The sequence below is a fragment of the Variovorax sp. 10L426 genome (assembly GCF_056395305.1).
The window spans coordinates 1-461 of sequence record NZ_JBFTJF010000087.1 but is presented as its reverse complement, the minus strand read 5'-3'; the positions used below and the strand labels follow the sequence as shown (position 1 = coordinate 461).

General features: G+C 65.5%; 2 protein-coding genes. Both read right to left on the bottom strand.

The features are described 5' to 3' along the window. Nucleotides 1-314: hypothetical protein (locus AC1DHL_RS29880; protein WP_478164348.1), on the bottom strand; the 314-nt coding region annotated here is incomplete at its 3' end. After that, on the bottom strand, nucleotides 271-461 hold a 191-nt coding region (locus AC1DHL_RS29875; RefSeq protein ID WP_478164347.1), incomplete at its 5' end, for a hypothetical protein. The genes AC1DHL_RS29875 and AC1DHL_RS29880, both read right to left, overlap by 44 nt.

Below are 461 nucleotides of genomic sequence, written 5' to 3'. Positions count from 1 at the left end.
GCGGTGCGGGCCGCCGGCGGCAGCGCCATGACCGCCAGGTAGAGGTCATCTTTCAACTGCGCGTAGGGCGCATGAGCCATCGGCAGGTGGTCGCGCACGATCGTCGCGCCAGCGGCGATGCGCGCCTGCAGATCCGCTTCGGGATTGTTGCTGGCCGCCGCGTTCTGCAGACCCAGCGCCGTGATCGTCAGCAAGTGACTCTGCTGGTCCAGGAGCAAGCCGGGCGTGGGGGGCTCGACAGCCAGCAGGTTGGCATACGCCACGTGCACCTCAAGCTGATAGCCGATCTCGAAGGCCGCTAATCTCGCATGCAAGGACGTAGGCTCCCACGCCGTTCTTCACCCCGATCGCGGCGTAGAACCCCGTGCCCAAGGCATCGAGCGGCTGGGCCTTGATATCGATGCGCACCTGCATGGTGGTGAAGTCGACGCGGATTGTCCCGCTTACATCGCGAGAGGAAC